General features: G+C 56.4%; 16 protein-coding genes. 3 read left to right on the plus strand and 13 right to left on the minus strand.

The features are described from left to right. Positions 1-56 precede the first annotated feature (56 nt). A complete protein-coding gene (locus ADG72_RS04330) occupies positions 57-1,799 on the minus strand; it encodes a glycoside hydrolase family 13 protein (RefSeq protein WP_048712542.1) in 1,743 nt (580 codons plus the stop codon). Then, the gene (locus tag ADG72_RS04335) at positions 1,786-3,381 is read right to left on the minus strand and encodes a glycoside hydrolase family 66 protein (protein ID WP_048712546.1); all 1,596 of its coding nucleotides are present in this window, start codon (positions 3,379-3,381) and stop codon (positions 1,786-1,788) included. Before ADG72_RS04335 ends, ADG72_RS04330 begins: the two co-directional genes overlap by 14 nt. A gap of 193 nt (positions 3,382-3,574) precedes the next feature. Here ADG72_RS04335 and ADG72_RS04340 point away from each other — a divergent pair, with 193 nt between their 5' ends. After that, positions 3,575-4,708 (plus strand): ROK family protein, encoded by a 1,134-nt coding sequence (locus ADG72_RS04340; protein WP_048712549.1) that lies wholly within the window; start codon positions 3,575-3,577, stop codon positions 4,706-4,708. 121 nt (positions 4,709-4,829) lie between these two features. On the opposite strand, the gene ADG72_RS04345 is transcribed toward ADG72_RS04340, so the two are convergent. The 4 genes from ADG72_RS04345 to ADG72_RS04360 form a co-directional block, all read right to left on the minus strand. Next, positions 4,830-5,783, minus strand: a complete 954-nt coding sequence (locus ADG72_RS04345; protein WP_048712555.1) for a carbohydrate ABC transporter permease — start codon at positions 5,781-5,783, stop codon at positions 4,830-4,832. Next, positions 5,783-6,706 (minus strand): carbohydrate ABC transporter permease, encoded by a 924-nt coding sequence (locus tag ADG72_RS04350; protein WP_048712558.1) that lies wholly within the window; start codon positions 6,704-6,706, stop codon positions 5,783-5,785. Before ADG72_RS04350 ends, ADG72_RS04345 begins: the two co-directional genes overlap by 1 nt. Before the next feature lie 225 nt (positions 6,707-6,931). Beyond that, the gene (locus ADG72_RS04355) at positions 6,932-8,185 is read right to left on the minus strand and encodes a sugar ABC transporter substrate-binding protein (RefSeq protein ID WP_048712565.1); all 1,254 of its coding nucleotides are present in this window, start codon (positions 8,183-8,185) and stop codon (positions 6,932-6,934) included. Further along, on the minus strand, positions 8,169-10,349 hold the full coding sequence (locus tag ADG72_RS04360) for a TIM-barrel domain-containing protein (protein ID WP_048712567.1): 2,181 nt from the start codon (positions 10,347-10,349) through the stop codon (positions 8,169-8,171). Before ADG72_RS04360 ends, ADG72_RS04355 begins: the two co-directional genes overlap by 17 nt. A gap of 190 nt (positions 10,350-10,539) precedes the next feature. Between ADG72_RS04360 and ADG72_RS04365 the strand changes: the two genes are divergently transcribed. After that, positions 10,540-11,640 carry a LacI family DNA-binding transcriptional regulator gene (locus ADG72_RS04365; protein ID WP_048712571.1) on the plus strand — a complete coding sequence of 367 codons (1,101 nt, stop codon included), beginning with the start codon at positions 10,540-10,542 and terminating at the stop codon, positions 11,638-11,640. 114 nt (positions 11,641-11,754) lie between these two features. On the opposite strand, the gene ADG72_RS04370 is transcribed toward ADG72_RS04365, so the two are convergent. From ADG72_RS04370 to ADG72_RS04390, 5 genes are all read right to left on the minus strand, one after another. Beyond that, positions 11,755-13,461 (minus strand): CTP synthase, encoded by a 1,707-nt coding sequence (locus ADG72_RS04370; protein ID WP_048712574.1) that lies wholly within the window; start codon positions 13,459-13,461, stop codon positions 11,755-11,757. Between the two features lie 11 nt (positions 13,462-13,472). Beyond that, a complete protein-coding gene (locus tag ADG72_RS04375; RefSeq protein WP_048712577.1) occupies positions 13,473-14,120 on the minus strand; it encodes a response regulator transcription factor in 648 nt (215 codons plus the stop codon). A 50-nt stretch (positions 14,121-14,170) separates the two neighbouring features. Then, positions 14,171-15,331, minus strand: coding sequence for a sensor histidine kinase (locus ADG72_RS04380; RefSeq protein WP_048712579.1), 1,161 nt, complete (start codon positions 15,329-15,331; stop codon positions 14,171-14,173). Between the two features lie 66 nt (positions 15,332-15,397). Beyond that, positions 15,398-16,198 (minus strand): ABC transporter permease, encoded by an 801-nt coding sequence (locus tag ADG72_RS04385; RefSeq protein ID WP_019126687.1) that lies wholly within the window; start codon positions 16,196-16,198, stop codon positions 15,398-15,400. 65 nt (positions 16,199-16,263) lie between these two features. Further along, positions 16,264-17,250 (minus strand): ABC transporter ATP-binding protein, encoded by a 987-nt coding sequence (locus tag ADG72_RS04390; protein WP_048712583.1) that lies wholly within the window; start codon positions 17,248-17,250, stop codon positions 16,264-16,266. A gap of 108 nt (positions 17,251-17,358) precedes the next feature. On the opposite strand from ADG72_RS04390, the gene ADG72_RS04395 reads away from it, so the two are divergent. Next, positions 17,359-17,979: a GNAT family N-acetyltransferase gene (locus tag ADG72_RS04395; RefSeq protein ID WP_065427149.1), complete on the plus strand. Its 621-nt coding sequence runs from the start codon at positions 17,359-17,361 to the stop codon at positions 17,977-17,979. Between the two features lie 18 nt (positions 17,980-17,997). Here the strand turns inward: ADG72_RS04395 and ADG72_RS04400 are convergent, their stop codons facing one another. After that, on the minus strand, positions 17,998-18,942 hold the full coding sequence (locus tag ADG72_RS04400; RefSeq protein WP_239667658.1) for a DUF4853 domain-containing protein: 945 nt from the start codon (positions 18,940-18,942) through the stop codon (positions 17,998-18,000). A 266-nt stretch (positions 18,943-19,208) separates the two neighbouring features. Continuing rightward, positions 19,209-19,703 carry a GNAT family N-acetyltransferase gene (locus ADG72_RS04405; protein WP_048713051.1) on the minus strand — a complete coding sequence of 165 codons (495 nt, stop codon included), beginning with the start codon at positions 19,701-19,703 and terminating at the stop codon, positions 19,209-19,211. Positions 19,704-19,770: the final 67 nt, after the last annotated feature.

Below are 19,770 nucleotides of genomic sequence, written 5' to 3' on the forward strand. Positions count from 1 at the left end.
AACCGCGATTTCCCAAGGAATTCAAAGGTGAATGGTCTCACCAGTTGACACGATGTTTATCGAAGAAAGACTCGCACCCTCCACGGAGCAAGGGGCGCATCCATCTCTTCCCAAACATTTGCATTGGTCAGAACTGGGACAAACTCCGGCGCGGCCTCGGAAATGTCTGAAGGAAGTGCAGGCCGGGCATCATGCGAGGAAAGATTTGAAATAACTATCAGCTCGCGTTCACCTAGAAGTCGGCGATATGCGAAGATTTCACGGCTTCTCGCATCGATGCGCTCAAAACTTCCGTTGGCAACTACAGCCAAGCGGTGACGCAATTCGATCAGCGCCTTGAAGTAGGCAAAGACCGAGGTCGAATCACCCACCTGCTCGGAGGCATTAATCACCGGGTAATTCGGATTGAGCGCAATCCACGGCGTACCCGTAGTGAAACCAGCATGCGTAGAACCATCCCACTGGACGGGGGTTCGCGCATTATCACGCCCCATGGCACGCAGACCGGAAAGAACAGCCTGAGGATCTTCCCCGCCTTCCACGGCCAGGCGATAGTAATTCGTCGATTCAATGTCTTCGAAGTCCTCAATTCCTTCGAAAACAGTATTCGACATGCCAAGTTCTTCACCCTGATACACGTAGGGAGTCCCGCGAAGCAGGTGAAGCGCGGTTGCCAGCGCGGTTGCACTGTCATACCAGTACTTTTCATCTCCGAAACGGCTCACAGTCCTGGGCTGGTCATGGTTGCACAGGTACAGGCTGTTCCAACCCTTCTCGGCAAGGCCTTCTTGCCAGCGCGTCAGGCAATCGGCAAGATCTCCCTCTTCCAAGGTGCGGCGGCCAAACTTCCCTTCGGGAAGCCCCAAAATCACGTGCTCAAATTGGAAGATCATATTGACTTCACGCCGCGCGGGGTCGGAATACAGGTGCGCGTTTTCTAAAAGGACGCCGGGAGTCTCCCCGACGGTAAAAAGAGCGCCGCGACCATCGAAAACCTCGCGATGCATTTCTTGAAGGAATTCATGCAGGCGCGGGCCTTCCATATAGAAGGCGCTTCCATCGGCCAGAGCTCGACCGGGCGCAGGAGTTCCATCAGGCAATCCCGGAACCTTTGAGATCAGGTTAATAACATCCATACGGAAGCCGTCGACGCCGCGGTCAAGCCACCAGCGCATCATTTCGTAGACGGCCTGACGAACTTCTGGGTTCTCCCAGTTCAGGTCAGGTTGCTGCTCCGCAAATAGATGCAGGTAGTACTGCCCAGTTGCCGGGTCATACTTCCACACCGGACCGGAAAAGAAAGACTCCCAATTCGTTGGTTCCGCTCCGGGAGTTCCGCCTTCAAAACCTGGCCGCGGATCTCGCCAGTAGTACCAATCACGCTTGGGATTATCCAGTGATGAACGTGATTCAACGAACCACGGGTGTTCATCCGAGGTGTGGTTAACGACCAAGTCCATAACCAGCTTCATACCCAAGGCATGAACATCGGCAATGAGCTGGTCGAAATCCTTCATGGTTCCGAAAACCGGATCAATATCCTGGTAGTCACTGATGTCGTAACCGTTATCAGCCTGTGGCGATCGATAGATCGGCGAAAGCCACAGGACATCAACACCCAGCTCTTTCAGATATCCCAGTCGAGAGCGGATCCCCTGAAGGTCCCCAAAACCATCACCATTGGAGTCTTGGAATGAGCGCGGATAGATCTGATAGACAACCGCACTCTTCCACCACTCATCAGCTGAAAGCTCGCTTAGGGCATTGGTTTTGGGAAGTGAAGCCTCAGAGAATAACACGAAGAACCTGCCAAACTTGTAGCGGCGGAAGATCCACCTTTGCCTGCGCTCCCTCACAGTGAACACGAAGTTCTTCTAGGTGTCCACTACCATCTGGGTCCGCCACAAATACGCGGGGAGTACGCCCCGCGCAGCAGCGCAATGTCAGTCGTCCACCTTCGACAAGAATCCCTGAACGCTTAGGTCCATCCCACAGGGTGTCCTTTTGCCCGACAAGGTTGATGAGGTGAACAACCAATCCGTGGCGGGTCGTCGTTACTCGCCTCCACACTGCCCCTTCCGCAGGATCTTCCGTCACGCACAGGTTGTCGTAGGCAACCTCGACGTCCTCATTCAATGGGCCAGCAAATGAATCAGTTACTTCCGCAATGCATGGATCCATCAGGATCTCATCGTGCTCAACGAGGAAGTCGTACCAGCGCTTGAGCATCTCCAAGGTGCTGTCAGCGGCCTGGTGGTTATTGACGTAGTAGGGGTCGACGAGGACGTTTCCTCCTTCTCCCGCCAAAAGCTGGGTTGCTCCGTGAGAGAAGAGCGTCGCCATGGTGAGTTTGTTTGCCTGCTCTGATTCCTCTGCCGAGGCCTTGGAGTAGACGCTTTGGTACGCCGCAAGAACCACGGGCTTTCCTTGCGCAACGCTTCTGGCTCGAGAGGCAACACCCGCGAGCGCACCCAGCGTTGTGATGGGAGCCCAGGGTTCGATGTACACAGCATCTTGGGGAGTACCAGCAGTGGCCCAAGTTGGGAAGTCATTGACATTGTTGAAAACAAGGACAGTGTCTGAGAGACCATCGCGCGCAGCGTTGATCATGCGCGTAAAGCTCTGCGACAAGTCGATAAGTTCTCCGTCGGCGCGAGTTGCATACTTTGGGTATCCGTATTGATCTAGGTGGAATCCCTGGAACCCCACCTGCTCAACGCACTTTTGAAGGTCACTGATGAAGTGCGCAAGCCACGCCCTAGCGGCCGGGTCGACAATCTGAAGGAAACCACCCAGCTCATAGGGGGTCCCATCGCATTGCATGAGTGCAGCGTCTTTCCACTGGTCCCAGTCTTCATTTCCGACGCCATAGACAGCGGCGTATCCGAATGAGCGAGATCCAGCCTGCGCCAGCGCACGGATGAGGCGACGAACTGTTTCCAGTGAAATCGGTTGGTCAAGAGGATCAAGATAGTTCTCTCCCCCACCTACAAGATCCGCGTGGCGGTAGGCCCAGTCGTAGAACTGAATGCCGTTGAGGTGCAGCTTGCGCGCCAAACGGGCTACGACCTCGACATCCTTATCAGGGGCATAGCTGGCAACGAAACCGTAGCGAAGACGCTGACGAGTATCGCCAAGAACCTGAAGAGCGGTGGAGGCAAGGACCTCGTCCCCATCACACAGCAGAACGCCGTATCCACCCTCTTCCAAAGTGCCAAAGGACACTGATTCACCCAGCGGGGGCTCGGCCTCGGCAATAACGACTCCCATGTAGGTCAGACGCAAGGTGGCGGCGGGAGGAAGGGGTGAATCGGCGACAATGTCGATGCGTACATCGTCTTTGACCTCAAAGGCCGCGGACACTGGAAGAAGTTCGAACATGGGATTTAATCCTTTCATTGCACCAGCCCTCACCTTCGTTAGACTTCTCTGCTTCGTCGCTGTGTGTCTTTTCGTGAGGCGGTCATCATTGGCCACTGGAGGTTATTTCACCAAATAAAAATACTTGCGTCAAGTGTGTGATCTATAGTCTAATTACTCTGCTATTTATTTAATTTGGTAAAGAAAGGCGGTCATGATGGGGTGGCAGCCTCAGGATGAACTTGCGCAGAGCGTGGCACTCGAAGTCCTCCTTCACGGACCACTCGGCCGCTCCGAATTAGCCCGTCGTCTTTCACTGGCACCCGCGACGCTCACCCGCATCAGCACCGATCTGATCGCCTCGGGACTCCTGACCGAAGTACGCAGCACCCGCACCGGAACATCCGGCCGCCCTTCGATCCCCCTAGCCGTCGTTCCCGATAGCCATCATTTCCTGGGAATCAAAGTTGCCGACGACTGCCTCACCGCTGCGGTCATTAACCTGAAGGCACAGGTCTTAAGGTACGATCAGCTTCCTCTTCCCACGCACTCCCCCAAGGACGTTGTTGAGGGTATTGCCTCCTTGGCAAGCCAGGCCGAAAAGACTTTCCGCATCGACGCGATTGGCGTGGGCATCGGCGGTGTAGTCACAGATCAGGGCATCATCAGATCCGCGCCCTTCTTGGAATGGGAAGATGTCGATCTTGTCGGTCTTTTGCGCGAACACATCAAAATCCCTGTTTTCGTCGCAAATGACCTAACGGCCTACACACAGGCGCAGCACTGGTTTGATCTGGGTGCACAGCACCGGAATTTCGCGGTCCTGACCTTGGGCGTCGGCACCGGCTATGGCTGCGTGGCAAATGGACGGCCGCTGGAAAACCAGGATTCAGGGATCGGTTTGGTCGGGCACTGGCCCCTAGACCCGCTGGGCCCGCTATGTTCGCAAGGGCATCGCGGCTGCGCAGAATCAATGCTGACAACCCCCGCTATCACCCGCTCTATTTCAGAAGCTCTGGGCCGTGAGGTCAGCTGGAGCGAGGTGATCTCGTTGGCCGAGGCCGAAGACCCCGCGGTTTCCGCTGTCTTGCGAGCATCGGGATTGGCACTTGGGCGTCTCATTGGCGCAATCGCCAACCTCACGGCTCCGGAAGTCATCATTATCGGCGGCGAAGGCGTTGCCTTGGCATCGCTGAGCAATCGATGGATGCGCCAGGGCTTAGCGGAAACCCGCGACCCACGAGCCTCACTGGTCAAAATCGAGTTGGCCTCGCCAGCGAATGAAACCTGGTGCCGGGGAGCAGCGGTTATCGGGCTCCAGGGCTACGTGTCCAAGCGCCGCTCCTAAGAGCAACTCGGCCCAGCCTCGGCAACGCCCTCTTCCTGCCTTTCAGGCACAAACTTGGGGGCATCGGCCCACACACCGACGCCCCCAAGCAACTCACCACCCAACTTTTAGGGTCAGGGTTTCACCCCTTCGTCGCGCCGCCGGCAAGGCCGGCAACGATGTACTTCTGAAGGGCGACGAACAGGATCAAGACGGGGATCGCAATAACCGTTGCGACGGCCATCAGGTCATTCCAGTTCGTTGCGTACTGGCCAATGAGTCGGTTCAACGCAACCGTCAAAGGCTGCAGATCCGCCTTCGTGAGCAAGGTCAAGGCAAAGGTAAATTCACCCCATGTCATCAAGAAGGAGAAGGAACCGATCATAATGACACCGGGACGAATCGTCGGGATGACGACTCGGACAATGGTTCCAATGATGCCTAGTCCATCAAGTCGCGCGGCCTCTTCAACTTCCTTGGGGAACTGCTTGAAGAAGGGGCGCAGCATGATGATCGCAAAGGGTAGTGTTCCCGTCACATCCGCCAAGATGATCGAGGGAAGGGTGTTGACCATTCCAGCGTGACGGAAAAGCACGAACATCGGAATCGAGATTGCGATCGCGGGAAGCAGCTGGACAACACTGAGCAAGATCAACATGCCCGTTGTGATTGTGCTTCTCATTCGTGCAATTGCGTAGGCGGCAGGAATTGCAAAGAGCAGTGTCAGCACCAAACATCCGGCTGCGATGATTGCTGAATTTCCCAGCGCCTTCCAGATCCCGAAGTTGTCACTGAAAGCGACCCTAAACGAGGCCAGGGTTGGGTTTTGCGGAATCAGGTGCGGGGGCTGCGCAAAGGTTTCCATCTGCGTCTTGAAGGCCGTACACACCATCCAGTAGACGGGGAACAGGTAGAAAATTGCCATGACCCACGCGAATGCGGATTTCCCAATCCGGACACGCCCCTCGCGCTTTTCGCGCTTCGTCTTCGCTAAGCCCTTTATTCCCGAGGCGGCGGAAAGCGCCCCGCCTTTAGGTGAACTTTCGTCCGCCACGGTCTGGACTTTTTCTTGAACTTCAGCGGTCTTTTCAGACATCACTGGTCCTCCTTATCCAGCGAACGAACGTAGAACCACGACAGAGCCAGCGGTAAAACCATGGTCAGCATTGAAGCCGCAGCACCGTTACCAAAGTCGAAAACCTTGAAGGTTTGCAGGTAGGTGAAGATCGGCAGGGTTGTGGTCGCCTCGACAGGACCGCCCTTGGTCATGGTGTAGATCAGGTCGAAGACCTTGTAGGTATTGATGACGCCAAGCAAGAGCAGTGAAATCACCACGGGGCGCATGAGTGGTTCAGTGATGGAGAAGAAGGTACGAATTGGGCCAGCGCCGTCGACCTCTGCGGCCTCGTACAGGCCGTCATCGATGGTGTGAAGTCCTGAAAGGATCAGCAGCATATTGAAGGGCATACCAACCCACAGGTTCGCAACGACGATTGCAATCATTGCGGTTGTTGGACCGGTCAGCCACAACACCGGGTGATCAGTAATATGCAGGCTCATCAAGAAGTAGTTGATCACGCCGAAGTCAGAGTCGAACATCCAACGGAAGATCGTGCCCGTGACAACAGCGGGAAGGATCCACGCGACCAATAGGAGCGCGCGAATGATGCCATTACCCGGGAAAGGTTTGCGGAAGAACAAGGCCAGCGCATAACCAACAAGGAATTGCAGGGCAAGTGAGGCAACTGTCCAGATGATGGAGAGCTTCACGCCATTCCAGAAGCCTGGGCTCTTGACCATCGCTTCATAGTTCGCCAGGCCTGTGGGGTGATAGTCACCCGAAATGAGGTTTGCGCCGTTCGCGTCAGAGATGGACAGCCAGATGTTATAGATCAGTGGGACAACAAGAAAAATCGTTATGTAAATCAGTGCGGGTAACGCCAGAAGCAGTCCTAGACGCCGTGTTCGCGCCAAAGAACGTGATCCGTCGTCGTGGCCCGCTGTTTTCGTTCGCGCCATCGAAATTCACTCACAGATCCGAGGTTTGTGTGGGAATACTGTTGTGGCCTGGCGGACTCAGTGGCCTGCCAGCACCAAAACAGGGATGTTTCCCCACGCGAGCGGGAGATTCGCTGCGGCTTCAAGCCGTTGCTCATCGTTGCGTTCCCACTCGCGCGGGGAACTTTATGTGTGTGTTGGTTGCCTAGGCGCGATCGCCCCAAGCAAACCGGTTTCTTGCGCTACTCACTTCTTGGGCAGCAAGGGGTTGATTGAGTCCGCGGCCTTCTTTGCTGCGGCCTCGGGGGTCGATGCGCCCGTCAGAGCTTCCTGCATGGACAGCTGGATGGCCTCAGAAATCTTCGGGTAATCCTTGCCGTATGCACGTGCGTGTGCGTCAGCAAGCTGGCTTTCGAAGACCTTGAGCTTTGCATCGTTCGAGAGCTTGAGCTTGCCCTGCAGGTCGGGGCGAGAGGACAGCTGGCCGGAGCCATCGCAGTAGATCTTGGCGCCTTCTGCGCTGGTCAGAAACTTTGCGAGCTTGACTGCTGCATCAGACTGCTTGGCACCGTTCATAACGACAACGTTTTCGCCACCCATCGAGGTTGCTGCACGCTTGTCCTTGGGCAGAGGCGCAACATCCCAGTCAAACTGGGCGTCCTTGGTCAGGGTTGACAGCTCCCAGGGGCCATTGATCATCATGGCGGACTTGCCGGTGATGAACTGGGTACGTGCGTCTTCCTGGGTGTAGTTCGAAACGGCCTCGGACATGGAACCGTCGTCGATCAGGCCACGCAGGTAGGCCAGAGCGGTTGCGCCAGAGGTGGCGTAATCGTTCAGGTCACCGCCGGTCTGCCACACGAAGGGCAGAATCTGGAAGGTAGCGGACTCGGACTTCACGGCCGAGATCGCGAGGCCCTTCACGTCACCCTTGGTGGTCTTCTTTGCGACGTCCTTGAGGGATGCCCAGTCGGTCGGAACCTCAACGCCCGCGTCCTTAAGCATCTGCTTGTTGTAGTACAGAGCCAGGTTGTTGGAGTTCAGCGGAATGCCGTAGGTCTTGCCCTCGTAGACGACCGAGGACCAGGGGCCATCGAAGAAGTCAGACTTATTGATTCCGTCGTTGCTCAGATCCTTGAGCATTCCCAGGGATGCGAAGTTCTGGTTGTCGACAACGTCGACGACTGCGACATCGGGAACCTGACCGCCGACCGAGCCCTGAAGGATGGACTTGGACAGGTCTGCAAACGCAAAGGTGGTGCGCTTGACCTTGATGTCGGGGTTGGCCTTCTCGAACTCAGCGATCGATGCATTGATCGAGTCATTGGCGGTTTCACCGCTCAGGTAGTCCCACATCTCAACGGTTACTTGACCGCCGGATGCGCTGCCGGAGTCGGCCGAATCCGTCTTCGTCCCGGAGCATGCTGCCAATCCCAGTGCCATTACGCCGGCACCGAAGAAGGCAATCCCGCGCATTGCGCGCTTAGATGCGTATGCCATTCTTTCTCTCCTTTGAGTGTCGATAGTTGTCCGTCAACCAACTATCTAGATCCGTGTTTTCACGGATGAATAATGGGATGCACTCCAGTGGTGCATCTATGGTGAGTTCACTTCCGCCTTCGAAAGTCTCACCAAGCATGTACGAGGCCGTGGCCTCTTGATCCTCATCACCGCGGCTTGGGGCGATGAGAAGTTGGCGCCACCGCGCACCCTGGGGAAGGTAGACGCGGGCAGTGCGGGAGCCGGCCTCGGTAATCGGGGAAACCAAGAGGTCGGGACCCAAGAAGAACTCCCCGTCCCAGCTCCAACAGCGCTCGTCCTCGGGGAATTCCAGGAAGAGGGCGCGCATGGCGGGGATTCCGCGTTCGCTGGCCTCGTCCATCACGCGAGTGAGGTAAGGGCGAAGGGTTTCGCGTAGGAGGATGTAGCGGGAGCAGATATCCGCGACTTCCTCGCCATAGGACCAGATTTCGTTGGGGCCGCCGGGGTTTTCCGAGGCCACATCTTCGCGGGGTTCGCGGTGTCCGTGAACGCGCATGAGTGGGCAGAAGGTTCCGAATTCGAACCAGCGTGCGAAGAGTTCCTGATATGCGGGATCGCTGGCATCGCCTCCGTGGAAGCCTCCGATATCACTGGTCCACCAGGGGATTCCTGCGATTCCAATGGATTGTCCGGCTCGGACCTGCGTGTAGAGGGCCTCCCAGGTGGGGCCGATATCTCCACTCCACACGGCGGCGCCGTACTTTGCCTGGCCTGCCCAGGCGCTGCGGCACAGGGTCAGGAATTCATCTTCGCCCTCTTCACGCATACCTTCCCAGATCATGCGGGCATTCTCGCGTGGGTAAAGGTTCGAGACATTCAGGCCCTTTCCCGCATAAAAACGCAGGTTCGAGGGGTGACCGGGATTGAGCTCGGGCTCGCAGGCATCCAGCCAGAACACGCGCACGCCCAGATCGAAGTAGTTGTTCTTGAGCTTGTTCCACACGTAGTCGCGCGCCGTCGGATTCGTCGGGTCGTAGAAGGCGACGGGAAGCGGGCGATCCATTCCCTTATCACGGAAGGTTTGGTGGTATTCAACTCCTGCTTCGGTGCCGACCAATAAACCTTTTGCGCGGATTTCCGCATCTGTTTCGGCAAGGGGCGAGACCGTGGGCCACACGGAAACCATGAGCTTGGTGCCCATTTCGTCCAGTTCGGCCATCATCGCTTCGGGGTCGGGGTATTCGCTTGGGTCAAAGCGCCACTCCCCCATTGCCGGCCAGTGGATGAAGTCGGTAACGATGACAGAGAGGGGAAGGCCTCGGCGGTGGTATTCGCGGGCGACTTCCATAAGTTCGTTTTGGCTGGTGTAGCGCAGTTTGGATTGCCACAAGCCCAGTGCCCACTGAGGAATTCGGGGTGCGTGGCCCACCGCGTCGGCGTAGGACTGGAGGATTTCCTTAGGAGTGTCTCCTACGCACACCCAGTAGTCGATCCATTCGCTTGCCTGCGCGACCCAGCGGGTGGCTTCTTTGGCGAATTCCACACGGCCAACACTGGGGTTGTTCCACAGGAATCCATAGCCTTTGTCTGAGAGGACGAAGGGGATGGAGACTTCGCCGTTTCGCTGGACCAGATCGGAGACGACGCCCTTGTGATCAAGGAAGTCGTAGGAGTGCTGGCCCATTCCGTAGAAACGCTCAGCGGGGTCCGAGGCAAAGCATTGGTGCACTTCGTTTCCGCCGAAGCCCGGGTAGATTCCGTGGGCTCCCGGCCACCAGAAGTGTTCGGGGGCTTCGCGCAGGATGGATTCGCCATCCTTGTGGAAATCCAGAAGGAATCGGGCAATTCCGGTTCCACCGTCAAGGTTTGCAACCACGCTGATTCGTCCGTTGGAAAAGACTTCTTCGGGGCGATCGTAGCCGGGGATTTCGGTGACAGAGCATGGTTCATTCCCGGTAGTCCTTGCCGAAGCCTGGGTTTCAGCAAACGGGTCCGTGGGTGCTCCAGAGGTCGCGCCGAGGCCACTAAGGGGTGCGGCCTCGAGCGCGCCCAGTCCCTGGGGGAAGTTCGCATTGGGGCCTATGCGCACGCGAAGTGCATTGCGACCCCAGGCCTCAATGCGGATGAACTCGTGCGCATAGGAGAGTTCGACTGCGCCCGGGTACTCCTTCTTCGTATACACCTATGACTCCTTAGCGAAGAGTACGAATACGTATTCGCTCCATGCTTCTATGCAGGAGTTTTTCTGGTAATATCCATTACGCATACGTATTCGTTATGTAAAAATTTTTTGCGAGCATCGCTGCTCGCGTGTGATGTGAAACTCAAGATAAGTAGTAAAAGCGTTCCTGTCAAGAGAGCAGGAGGAACTGATGGCACGTCAGCCAACCAGTAGAGATGTCGCAAAACTGGCGGGAGTCTCACAAACCACGGTCTCCTACGTCATGAGCGGCAGACGGACAGTGTCTCCGGAGACGGAAAAACGTGTCCAAATTGCAATGAAAGAACTGGGCTACCAGCCTCATGCGGGCGCTCGTTCACTGCGCTCACGCAAGTCGCGCGTGCTTGGAGTTGTCATCCCCTACCACGAGGGTGCGGATGGGGCGGACCAGCACTACATGCTGATCTCACTGGCACAGCTCTTGCGTGAACATGATTTTGATCTGCTTTTGATCACCGCGAACGAGGGAGCGGCTGGGCTGCGTCGCGTCATGACAACCGCGCTGTGCGATGGTCTGTTCATCATGGAAGTTCGCTTCAATGATCCCCGCTTGGAGGTCGTGGCCGAGGGAAAGATTCCAACGGTTTTCGTTGGTACTCCCGGGCCCGGGCCCTTTAAGTCGCCGATCCAGTCCATTGACGTGGACTATTACGAGGCCGGCACCCAGGCCGTGCACCGTATTCGCGACGCGGGGGCACGCAATGTTGCTTTCGTGCACTCGGCCAGCACAGATGTGCAGTCCTTGAACTTCGTCGCACAGTTTAAGCAAGCGGTTGTGGATACTGCTGGTGAGCTTGGGATTCCTCTGCTCTCACGAACCTGCGGAACTGGGATTCAGGCAATTCGCCACTTGGTCGGCCAAATTGCCGGCGAGGGACGAGTTGATTCCTACATTCTGGGGCCGACGATTTCCGCTGATGACTGGTGCAATGCGCTAATGGATCTGGGAATTAGACCAGGACGCGATGTCTCACTGGTTGCCAGCGGATGGCATGCAGAGCGAGCCCACTGTCTTTTCAATGTCGACCATTTTGATACCCGGCCGGATGAGCTTTTGAGGCGAGCGGTTGAGATGCTAGTTGCCCAAATCGATGGGGAGCCTCGAAAGGAAGCGGACGTAGATACTGAGGGACATGAGTCGACGACATCGTCAGATTTCGAGGCCAAGATCCACCGCCCCGTGCACGGATTGACCCTGCTTGATCCAATCTTCGTGCCCGGAAATACGGTTATTGGGGCCGATCGGTCGTAGCCTAAAGCCGTGTATGGCCTTCAGTTTTTCTTTTGTAGACCCCAAATAGCCCACGGGGCCCTGAGCCAGAACAGCTCAAGACCCCGTGAGATCGGTATGAGAGCTCAACAGCCCTTACTTACGCCCACCGCGCGCAGCGTAGTTCTCTGCGTGACGCGCAAGTGCGGCACGAACCAGGCCCGCGAATAGCGGGTGAGCCTTCGTCGGACGCGACTTGAACTCGGGGTGCGCCTGAGTTGCCACGTAGTAGGGGTGCAAGGAACGATCCAGCTCAACAAACTCGACCAGGTTTCCATCGGGTGATGTACCCGAGATGTGCAGACCAACCGATTCCAGCTGATCGCGGTAATCATTGTTCACCTCGAAACGGTGACGGTGGCGCTCCGAAACCTTGGTCTTCCCATAGGCCTCGGCAACAATAGAACCTTCCTGAAGGACCGCGGGGTATGCGCCCAATCGCATGGTTCCGCCCAGATCGCCATCTCCCTCAACAATGTCGACCTGCGAATCCATGGTGTGAACAACCGGATCCGGGGTCTCGGGATCCATTTCCGTCGAGGAAGCTCCAGCCAAGCCAAGCAGGTCACGCGCGGCCTCGATCACCATGCACTGCAAGCCCAAGCACAATCCCAAGGTCGGGATCTTGTGCTCGCGTGCCCAACGCAGCGCACCCAACTTGCCTTCAATGCCTCGGATACCAAAACCGCCGGGGACGATGATCGCATCAACGCCACCCAGAGCCTTTTGCGCACCCTCGGGGGTTTCACAGGTGTCGGAGGCAACCCAACGCAGGTCAACGCGAGCGTTATTTGCAAAGCCACCGTGCTTCACGGCCTCGGAAACAGAAAGGTAAGCGTCGTGCAGGTCAATGTACTTACCAACCAACGCAACCTCAACGCGGTACTTCGGTGATTCAACGCGCTCAAGCAGCTCGTTCCACTCGCTCCAGTCCACGTCGCGGAAAGTCAGGCCAAGACGCTGAACAAGGAAGGCATCCAAGCCCTCGCGATGCAGCGTCGGGGGAACCTCATAGATCGAGGCCGCATCCTTACATTCGATGACAGCATCCCGGTCGACGTCGCACATGAGTGCAACCTTGCCCTTAATTCCCTCGGGCAGCGGACGGTCCGTACGCAGCACCAGCGCATCGGGCTGAATACCGATAGAGCGCAGCGCGGCCACAGAGTGCTGGGTCGGCTTGGTCTTGAGCTCACCGGCAGCGGGAAGGAAGGGGATCAGTGCGACGTGCACAAAGGCAACATTGTCGCGGCCCAGGTCGGCGCGCACCTGACGCGCAGCCTCCAAGAAGGGCTGTGATTCGATATCGCCAACCGTGCCACCGATTTCGGTGATGATGACATCAGGGGCATTGCCCTCGGCATCGGGGATGGCCTGCGCGCGCATGACGCGCTTGATTTCATCGGTGATGTGAGGGATGACCTGGACGGTATCGCCCAGGTATTCGCCGCGGCGTTCCTTTGCAATAACCGTGGAGTACACCTGGCCGGTCGTCGCGTTCGCCGCGCCGGAGAGGTTCACGTCCAAGAAGCGCTCGTAGTGGCCGATATCAAGGTCGGTTTCCGCGCCGTCTTCAGTGACGAAAACCTCACCGTGCTGGAAGGGGTTCATCGTCCCGGGATCGACGTTGATATAGGGGTCAAGCTTTTGCATGGCGACACTCAAACCGCGCGAACGCAGCAGACGCCCCAGCGAAGAGGCCGTCAAACCCTTACCTAAAGAAGAAACCACACCTCCGGTGACGAAGATGTGGCGAGTAACGTTTTCCTGCGTCTCTTGACGACGTCCATAGCTGTTTACCATGGAATCTCAGTTTACAACCACCCGTTTTCTGTTGCTACCTTGAGTGCCTCAGCTCTCGTTCGCGCGTGGGTCTTATCCATCGCCGAGCTCACGTAGTTGCGCACCGTCCCCGCCGACAACATGAGCTCCGAGGCCACATCCTCCACGGTCCCCCCGCTTTCAAAAGCGCGCAGAACTTCAACTTCGCGCGCGCTGAGCGGGCTTTGACCTTTGGTGAGCGCATCGACTGCGAGCGCAGGATCGACCGTGCGCAGTCCTTGGGAAGTTCGTCGGATTGCTTCTAGGAGCTGCTCGGCCGGTGCGTCTTTGACAATGAATCCAACGGCTCCCGCGTCCAATGCGCGCTGGACGTACCCGGGACGCCCGAAGGTCGTCACCATGAGAACTCGTGCATTCGCCCCGCGCTCTTTCAAGGCCGCGGCTGCACTAATTCCATCCATCACGGGCATTTCAACGTCCATAATGACGACCAGTGTCGAGGCGGCTTTCGAAGCCTGGTCACCACGGGAATTCTCGGCGGTATATGCCTCGACTGCGGCGATGGCCTCGCGACCATCAGCGGCCTGAGCGACGACGCGCATATCGTCTTCCAAGTCAATAAGCGCGCTCAAGGCACCACGAATCAAGGCCTGATCATCGGCCACAATCACGTGAATCATTGGCATTCCTTTTGCGCGCCAGTACTTGACCAGCCAATTCTATCTTCCGCTTAGGAGGATTCCCCGCGGAAGGTCAGGCGCAGTATCCACGTATTCCCCTGGCTCCCCCAGGTCATCTCCCCTTCCGAGGCCGCCCGCTCACGCAGTCCTTCCAATCCGGCTCCTCCCCCTGCCGAGGCCTCCGAATAGCTGCGTGAATACCCGTCGTTTTCCACCAGGACCTCATCAGGTGTCAGGCGGACACTGATTGTGGAGGGACGAGCGTGAGTAATCGCGTTGGCAGTCCCCTCTCGGATGACATGTGCAGCCAAAGTTGCCCTGGGACCGGGTGGGATTTCGCCCTGAATGTCAGCGATAAATTCGATTCCCGCTTGCTCGCATAGTTCACGGGCCGACTCGACCTCTTCCTCGGCGGACAGGCTTCGCGAAGCAGCGATGATTCCACGCAGATCTTCTTTTGCCTGGCGGGATAACTCCAGGGTCTGCGCAATCTGCTCACTGGCCTCGGCAATCTTTCCCACGGAAAGCAAGCGCTGGGCGAGCTCATTCTTCATGGTGATGACCGTCAGCGAGTGCCCCAAAATATCGTGAAGATCCCCGGCAAAACGCAGGCGCTCGCGCTCGCGAACCAGGCTGATTGCTTGGCGTTGACGTTGTTGCTCTGAGTGGCGATTATCGAAACTGCGGCGCACGGCCAGGGTTAATCCCAAAACCATCAGCAGCGCGATGATCGCATAGCTCAAGGCCACTGCGTCGATACTGCCAATGGGCAGCAAGATGGCAATGACTTCCCAGCCGACAAGTGCCACTAGGCCGGGAACCACATATCTCTTGGGAGCTTGAAGGTTCCAGCCTGCAATCGAGTAGGTGATGAAAAGGGCCGAGGTTACTCGCGATGCGCCGGCGACAACCAGGACGAGTCCCAGTGCAATCACCAGGGCCAGCAAGATCCCGTGCGAGATCCACATTTTCTTGGTGATGCGCGCTCCCCATTCAGGGGTTGGATTGACGATGTAAATTGCGATATCAGCAGCGGCAACACCAAAGACCAGGGTGAGGATCAGCGCGATCATCCTGGGAGATTCAACGGAAGGAATCATCCCCAAGGGAAAGGCCAAGAAAACCAGGTAGGGCAGCGCCCACAGCACCGCGGACAAGCGCGGGTGACGCTGTGACCACGAGGCATCTGTCCCCTGAGTTTTGGTGCTCATTCCGGTCCTTCCCCAGTCATTGGCAATGAAAGTAGTGCGAGAGCGCGCCCGACTGCGCCGGACTTCTTAGCGATCAGTGTCCCTGCGCTGTGCCCAGATCGCAAGCAGTGCCATGGGAACAAACCACGCGACCGTGGAAATCACCCATTTCCATTCGAAATTATCGAAACCGTAGAGGGGCAGCTGAGAGAGGTTGAAGAGTCCATAGAAGGGGCTATAGGGAGCGAGCGTCTTAAATATCGACCCCATGGAGCTAATCGGAATGAACATTCCCGCAAGGAAAGCACCCAAGACAACGACACCATTAATCACCGCGAAGGCAGTATCTGAGCGCATGAGGAAGGCCAGCGCCAGACCAAGGGCCGCGGAAATCACCGACGCAGCCAAGGTGATGAGCCCACTTTCAACCCAGGCCTCGGGTCTCATTCGTGCTCCGGTCGCGTATCCGAAGGTATAGGTAATGACAATAACCAGGGCGCTCATAGAGATCGCCGCGATCAAACGGGAAAAGATGAAGGCGCCCGAACCCACGGGGGACAGTGCAAAGAGCCTGGAGATTCCAGAGGTTCGCTCAAGTGCGACAACGGTTGCAGCCGATGCGGCAGCGATCATTACGCCGTACAGGGTCATTGACACCAAAACCGTTGCGCCAATATTTGCATTGATCGCCCACTCTTTCGAGTACTCCTGCCCTGCTCCAAACATCATGTACATGAAGATCGGAAGGATCAGCGCGAAGGCGAACATAGCGGGATTGAGAACCAGCTTCAGGAATGACTTCCAGGTGAGAAGCCCAAATCCCTGCCAGGAGCTCAGTGCCCGGCGGCTGATCCAGGGGTTTGTTGCTGCGTGAGTGTGAGTCGTCATTGTGAATCCTTAGAGAAGAGGTGCGAGGTGGCCAAAGTGAAAGACAGGACTTCGTGCCCTGCGTTCTACTGCGTGAGCTCGGCGAAAACATCCTCGAGGCTGGAGAAAACAACCTCGAATTCGCATGCTTGGGGAATAGCGACGATGTGTCGAGCGGCCTCGTCAGAGAAGGTCGTGTGGAACTCCACGCGTAGCCAATGATCGGCAGCCAAGTCCTCTTCGCCTAAGGAAGCGGGGGAGGAATCGGGGGAATCGACCTCGGCAATATCGGAAAGCTCCCACACTGTCCCAAGCTCAGCCGCACGCGCGGCCAGTCCTGCACGCACTCCCTCAAGAGAGGAAGCAGGGATAGAGAAGGCCAGGCGCGTCGACGAGTGCGCTCGGCGGATTTCTTCGGTGGGGGCGTCGGCGCTCACGCGGCCCGCATTGACGATGACCGTACGCTGAGCGTAGTCCTGCGCCTCGGCCAGGTAGTGAGTGGCGAAAAGGATCGTCTTACCTTTCGAGGCCTGGGTACTCATGAGATCCCAGAACTCCTTGCGCATGGTGACGTCCATTCCGGCGGTCGGTTCGTCGAGAATGATGAGTTCTGGGTCAGGAATGAGCGCCATTGCTAGGCGAACGCGTTGCTGCTCACCACCGGATAGCTTGCGGATTTTGCGGCCAAGAAGGTGTCGAAGGTGGGTTTCTTCGACAAGGGGGTCAATGGACTCGGTGCGCTTGTAGACGCGCGAGAAGAGTTTGAGGATTTCTGCGACGCTGTAGTCACCAGGAAGCGAACCCGATTGAAGAACGACACCGATCAGGCCGCGGCGGATTGCTTCTTTGGCGCTCATGCCAAAAACTTCAACGCTTCCGCTATCTGCCTGTTGAAGGCCAAGAATGATGTCAATTGTTGTGCTTTTTCCTGCGCCATTTCGGCCAAGGAAAGCAACGATTTCACCGGAATCAACGCGCAGGTTCATGCCCTTGAGCGCGTGCACATTCCCGTAGGTCTTCACCAGGTCTTTCGCGAGGATCACTGGGGTCGTGGTTTGAGTGTCCGTGTTCATGCTTTAAGTCAAGCCTGTGAGGGACATCGACAACAGTGTCGTTTTTACGAAGTTTCACATGACAATTGTCATGAGGCAGCCGATGCGGGTGAAATTTAGTATGGAAGGGTGAGTTCAAGCGAGTCATCTCTTATCACTTTGCCCATCCGCCGTCATTCCCACTTCTACCCGCAGGTTCGTCGCCTCCTTGCCGAGGCCTTTCCACCCGCCGAACTCATTCCTGAATGGGTGATGAATGCGCTTGCACTACGCCGTTCTATTGATTTCACGGCGTATTTTGATCCGGAAGAGCCCTCGGGCTTTTGCGGAGTGACTTTTACTATTCACTCAGATGATTTGCTTTTTGTCGTGTTTTTAGCAACGAATCCCGCGCTTCGCTCACGGGGATATGGAACACGAATTCTTGACCAGTTGAAGGAGCGTTTCCCCGGTTTTGCCATTGCTTTGGAAATCGAGCCAATGACTACCGATGCTTCTAATTTCCATCAGCGCGAAAGGCGACTGGCCTTCTATCAGCGCAATGGCTTCGTCGAAACCGGATTGTATACGGACTATGAAGGAGATCAGTACGAGGTTTTGCGCTATCTTCCCTCTCGTCTTCCGGGCGAAGCGCATCAGGGTATGCAGTATGCAGATCTAGGAGTTTTACGCAGTAGCCTTGAGGAGCTTCTTGCGTCACTGGCCATACCGGTCTACATTCCCACCATCCACGTCGGTATTAGGGGATAGCCGAGGCCGCGGTCGCTGCTACGCGAGAGGGTCTGGTAGGTCGCGGTGGTCGTTGGGAATCAACACCGTCGGGTCAGGCACAGAACCATCAGAAGAACGAATCCCACTTTCATAACTAAACTCCGTATTCTTCTCGCGAAGAATAACCGTCACAAGCCCACCATTCTTCTTATCTTCCCACGCAAGGTAATGACCGACCCCAGGTACCGAACTGGCATAGTCATACACCAACTCATAGCCCAGCGGATTCAAATGAGAATTTCCCATCTCAATAACCTGCCCCGCATCACGCGGACCACACTGAACACGCTGACTCTCAAACCAATACCGCTTAACAACATCCTTCGCATCCGCATCTATCTCACTAGGCGAAAGAGCTACGTAATACGGTGAATCACCAACAACTTCGTCTCTGAAACTCAAAATCCCCGGCTCAACCTCACGCTCAAACACCTCAACCGACTGACGATCACGCAACAACTCACTGCCAACAGTCTCTGGAAATTCAGGTGCATCCCGATCCAAATACCGAATACTGGGAAAACTAGAACTCACGTATCCAGCAATATCCCGAGAATCATTAGGAATCAACACCCGCGGATCAGGCACAGAACCATCAGAAGGACGATCTTGGGTGTCATATTGAAAAGTTATTGACTGATCTCTAATTAAGAGTTCAACATGTCCTCCATTCTTTTTGTCACGCCAAACCAGACGCTCCTGATCATGCACAATCGATACATACCCAAGGGGTTCGAGATACCGGCCGAGAATTTCTTCAACGCGGTCTGGGGATTGGGCACCCCCACGTACTCTCTGACTGGACAGCTCCCATCCATCGTAGAGACGACTAATTTCGCTCTTCTCAGTCTCAGGACGAAGAGACTGAGAACCACTAAAAATTTCATTTCGTGCGGCAAGAATGCGCGGCTCAACATCACGCTGAAAGGCCTCAATCGACACGCGCTTCTCCAAAGGAAGATCCCCACCCTCACGCGGGGGATCATCGATGTAAGGGAGCGAGATAATTCCAATAAACACCCATATCGCGAATAGGAATCCCACCACTGCACCTACAAAACGCAGCACGTACCGCAAATAGCGCTTTACGCGCCCTCGCTGCACTCCACGCGTGGACTGCGAATCAGACACCACCACACCTCCTCGCCGTCGTTGAGGTCAACCTCAGCCTAACGAAGAAAGCTGATTCAGCAAGTAATTACTCGACACTATTTCGATATTTGAGAAAACAACCCATCGTAGGCAATTCGCGGGCACTGGCCTCGTACCGAAATCATCCCGCACGGCTCAAAGCCATAAGCCTCCAGCGCTCGACGCATCGGTCCGTTATCAAGGTGCGTATCGCAGCGCAAATACGGGACTTGTCCCGCGCAAAAGTCCATGACCACGCGAGTGACCCCACGGCCTCGGACGCTGGCAAGGCGATGGATCACGCCATACTCATCATCGAAGTGCCACGCACCATCAATCTGGGAATACTCCTCTTCCGGCCCGCGAGCGAAACTAAACACTGCCAAAGGCCCCTGTTCATCACAAACAAGGAAGCACTCGCCTCGTTCAATGTCGTTGAGCGCATCACTGCGGTTGGGGTAATCGCTGGGCCACTGCGTCGGGTTACCGTTCGCCCGCATGAATTCCCGAGCATGATCAAAAGCAGACTCGATGAAATCCAGATCCTCGGAAGTGGCAGGGCGTATGAACATGCCATCAGGGTAGCCCACACAAAAATCGCACACACCACCGGGCACTTCCCTACCCAAACCGATACCC

It is taken from the genome of Trueperella pyogenes (genome assembly GCF_001070855.1).
GTDB classification, from domain to species: Bacteria; Actinomycetota; Actinomycetes; order Actinomycetales; family Actinomycetaceae; genus Pauljensenia; species Pauljensenia pyogenes_A.